The sequence below is a fragment of the uncultured Shimia sp. genome (assembly GCF_913054185.1).
Lineage (GTDB): Bacteria > Pseudomonadota > Alphaproteobacteria > Rhodobacterales > Rhodobacteraceae > Shimia.
The window spans coordinates 1-3,199 of sequence record NZ_CAJXIV010000167.1 but is presented as its reverse complement, the minus strand read 5'-3'; the positions used below and the strand labels follow the sequence as shown (position 1 = coordinate 3,199).

Below are 3,199 nucleotides of genomic sequence, written 5' to 3'. Positions count from 1 at the left end.
GCGATCTGGCCAACTGGATGATCCCCGGCAAGCTGGTCAAAGGCATGGGCGGCGCGATGGATCTGGTGGCCGGTGTTGGCCGCGTGGTGGTTGTGATGGATCACGCCAACAAGCACGGTGTGTCCAAAGTGCTGAAAGACTGCACCCTGCCGCTGACCGGCAAAGGCGTGGTGGATCGCATCATCACCAACCTTGGTGTGCTGGATGTGGTCGAAGGCGGCCTGAAAATTGTCGAATGCGCCGATGGCGTAAGCGAAGACGAACTGCGCGCCGCCACCGAGGCGACCATCGTCAACTAAGCGCGACGCACAGAGAAAATTACAAAGCCTCGCCAGTTTTGGCGGGGCTTTTTGCGTTACAGGGACTGCGCCCTATCGCGGGCGGAAGTTTGGGTGTTATGCGATGATGGCATCATTTAAGCAGCGCCATACGCTGCGCAAGCCATCCTTTGCCAACGACAGCTTCGCGGTCATTCCCGCCGTGTGCCTCAGTGTCGCGATCAGGTGACAGTTTAATGACAGTCTCGGAAATAAAACACATTAGACGCGCCATTTCGAAAAGGCTGGGAAGCAAAGCAACTGCGTGCAGAGGAACAATGATGAAATTCCATACTCGCGGATTGTCTTGAAACGTGTAGCATCATCACAGGTTATTTGGATGATCCAGCATTCTTGTAAAGCCAATTGCATAGTAGCCCTGCCAGGAAAGAACTTCGAAATGAATTTACCCAAAATTCTGAATTTTCTCATTTTCTCTTTTGTCCTACTTCTTGCGGCTTGCGGGACAACAAGTGTTCCTGTTCCTAACTTTGTACCTGACCCTGCTGACGGCAATGTTGATTTTCCGGACGACAGTTGCTTACAAAACCCGTTGAAAACGGAACTTCAGCGTGACGTGAGCGGCATGCGGTTCACGATTTCCCTCGATACCTATTCCCCCGGCGAGCACGCGGTTCAACATTATCCCCGGATAGTAAAATTGCGGATCGACGCAGTGAGCTTACCGCATGACCGCCCACAAGAGGTACGTGTCGATCCTTCTCGGATCGTTTTGAATGAGGGAGGTAGACGCGGTAAACTATACGCCTACGGAGGCGGCTTGAAACAGGTCGACGACCTCAATGCCACCCATCTATGGGCGCGAGTTGATTTCGAGCCGGTCTTCGATTTCCCCGATAGGGCACAACTGATTTTTAAGTCCGGCGCAATCAAACTAAACGGGCGCGATGTACCCGTCGGGTCTATAAATTATGACATAGTCACGCATACCGAGCGCTGGTCGGTTTCTCCTACCTGCGGAACGTAACGCCCGAGGACGGAAGCGGTCGAATGATCAATATTGCCTCCGTCCTTCGGACATTCTCAAAAGCTTCTGGCGAAACATTGCACACATTGATCAAGCCTCGCGCGTCTGATGCCTCCTAACTGAAAAAAAGCATCTGCTTGCAACGTAAATGAGTGCGGCGGCTCTGGGCTCCAAGCGGCCATTCGCTGCTTGGAAAGTGATGCTACGGGTCGAAATTTCTCAAATGACTATCGGCTGCCTCCCCCCTCCCCCAACATCTCCACAACACCTTCCCATAGCCTGTCTTCGACAAGCGCCGCACCTGCACAAAATCCTTCGGCGGCTTGAACCGCGTCATCTCCACCAGACATTGCCCCCTCTCCCCCTTCCCCTTCCCCTTCCCCTTCCCCCGCACCTGTGCCATCACTGCGCCCATGGAACTAAACGCTCTCGCCTTTGATCACGCCCCTGTCGGGCTTTGCATCCTCGAAAACCGCATCATCCAGCAGGTGAACCTGCGCTTTGGCGAAATGTTTGGCACCACGCCGGACGCCTGCGCCAATCGCTCGATTGCAGATTTCTACGCGTCTGATGAGGATTTTCAGAAGCTAGGCGAAAAGGTCTACACCACCATGGGCAACACTGGGCGCTACAGCGACGAACGGGTGATGCAGCGCATGGATGGCACATTGTTCTGGTGCCGAGTGCGCGGTCAGTCGACCTCGCCGGACCATCCGTTTCAAAAAAGTGTCTGGTCGTTTGCCGACCTTTCTGAGGATCGCCCCGTGGTGGAGCTGACACAACGCGAACGCGAGGTGGCCATCCTCACCTGCCGCGGTATGACCTCCAAGGAAATTGGCCTCGAGCTGAAACTGTCTTATCGCACCGTGGAAGAGTACCGCGCCCGCCTTCTACGCAAGTTTGGCGCCCGAAAATTGGCGGAATTGGTGGCCAAACTCTCTGGAATGCCACTTTAGGGCTGTTTTAAGGCTAAAAACCACGCCCATTTCCCCCCATCTGAACTCCAGTTCAGCTTTCCTAGGGGCAGCTTTTTCTCTATAAGCGCCGCAGGGGAAACCAATAAGACTCAACAGCGCTTAAGCGCGTAGGGGATAGAAACGTAAAATGAGCAAACAAAATCACGATTCTGATGTGGCCTTCATCTCTGCTTTGGCAGAGCTGCTGCGGGAAAACGACCTCACAGAGCTGGAAGTGATGCGCGAATATGGCGAAGATGACAGCATGAATGTGCGGGTCAGCCGCCAGACTCAAGTGGTTGCTGCTGCACCCGTTGCCATGGCCGCACCAGCCGCCGCCGCTCCTGTGGCCGCAGCGGCACCCGCCGCGGCAGCACCTGCCGCCACATCCCAAGATGATCCAGCCAGCCACCCTGGCGCTGTGACCTCACCGATGGTTGGCACAGTGTATCTGTCACCAGAGCCTGGCGCGCCTGCCTTTGCTGCTGTGGGCCAGACCGTGGCCGAAGGTGACACGCTGCTGATCGTGGAAGCGATGAAAACCATGAACCACATCCCGGCACCAAAATCCGGCACCGTGAAGCGCATTCTGGTCGGCGACGGCGACACCGTAGAATACGGCGCACCCCTGGCGATCATCGAGTAAGGCAGTCCAATGTTTGACAAAATCCTGATCGCAAACCGCGGAGAGATCGCCCTGCGCGTAATCCGTGCGTGCCGCGAAATGGGCATCAAATCGGTGGCGGTGCACTCCACCGCTGATGCTGATGCGATGCACGTACGCATGGCGGATGAGGCCATCTGCATCGGCCCGGCTCCGGGCACCGAAAGCTATCTGAACATGGCGGCAATCATTGCGGCCTGCGAAGTCACCGGCGCACAAGCGATCCACCCGGGCTACGGCTTCCTGTCAGAAAACGCCAACTTTGTGCAGATCA

7 protein-coding genes are annotated in these 3,199 nt (G+C 55.8%); 5 read left to right on the top strand and 2 right to left on the bottom strand.

Features of this window, described 5'->3' with window-relative positions; all coding sequences use genetic code 11:
• A partial coding sequence (locus tag QZ517_RS19910) for a CoA-transferase (RefSeq protein ID WP_294230774.1) occupies positions 1 to 299 on the top strand: 299 nt, incomplete at its 5' end.
• A 112-nt stretch (positions 300 to 411) separates the two neighbouring features.
• Here QZ517_RS19910 and QZ517_RS19905 read toward each other — a convergent pair.
• Positions 412 to 540, bottom strand: coding sequence for a hypothetical protein (locus tag QZ517_RS19905; protein WP_294230773.1), 129 nt, complete (start codon positions 538 to 540; stop codon positions 412 to 414).
• A 117-nt stretch (positions 541 to 657) separates the two neighbouring features.
• Here QZ517_RS19905 and QZ517_RS19900 point away from each other — a divergent pair, with 117 nt between their 5' ends.
• Positions 658 to 1,305 (top strand): hypothetical protein, encoded by a 648-nt coding sequence (locus tag QZ517_RS19900; RefSeq protein WP_294230768.1) that lies wholly within the window; start codon positions 658 to 660, stop codon positions 1,303 to 1,305.
• A gap of 227 nt (positions 1,306 to 1,532) precedes the next feature.
• Here the strand turns inward: QZ517_RS19900 and QZ517_RS19895 are convergent, their stop codons facing one another.
• A complete protein-coding gene (locus QZ517_RS19895) occupies positions 1,533 to 1,655 on the bottom strand; it encodes a hypothetical protein (RefSeq protein ID WP_294230763.1) in 123 nt (40 codons plus the stop codon).
• A 63-nt stretch (positions 1,656 to 1,718) separates the two neighbouring features.
• Here QZ517_RS19895 and QZ517_RS19890 point away from each other — a divergent pair, with 63 nt between their 5' ends.
• The 3 genes from QZ517_RS19890 to QZ517_RS19880 form a co-directional block, all read left to right on the top strand.
• Positions 1,719 to 2,261: a LuxR C-terminal-related transcriptional regulator gene (locus QZ517_RS19890; RefSeq protein ID WP_294230760.1), complete on the top strand. Its 543-nt coding sequence runs from the start codon at positions 1,719 to 1,721 to the stop codon at positions 2,259 to 2,261.
• Positions 2,262 to 2,409: 148 nt separating this feature from the next.
• Positions 2,410 to 2,907 carry an acetyl-CoA carboxylase biotin carboxyl carrier protein gene (gene accB, locus QZ517_RS19885; RefSeq protein WP_294230758.1) on the top strand — a complete coding sequence of 166 codons (498 nt, stop codon included), beginning with the start codon at positions 2,410 to 2,412 and terminating at the stop codon, positions 2,905 to 2,907.
• 9 nt (positions 2,908 to 2,916) lie between these two features.
• Positions 2,917 to 3,199: biotin carboxylase N-terminal domain-containing protein (locus QZ517_RS19880; RefSeq protein WP_294230755.1), on the top strand; the 283-nt coding region annotated here is incomplete at its 3' end.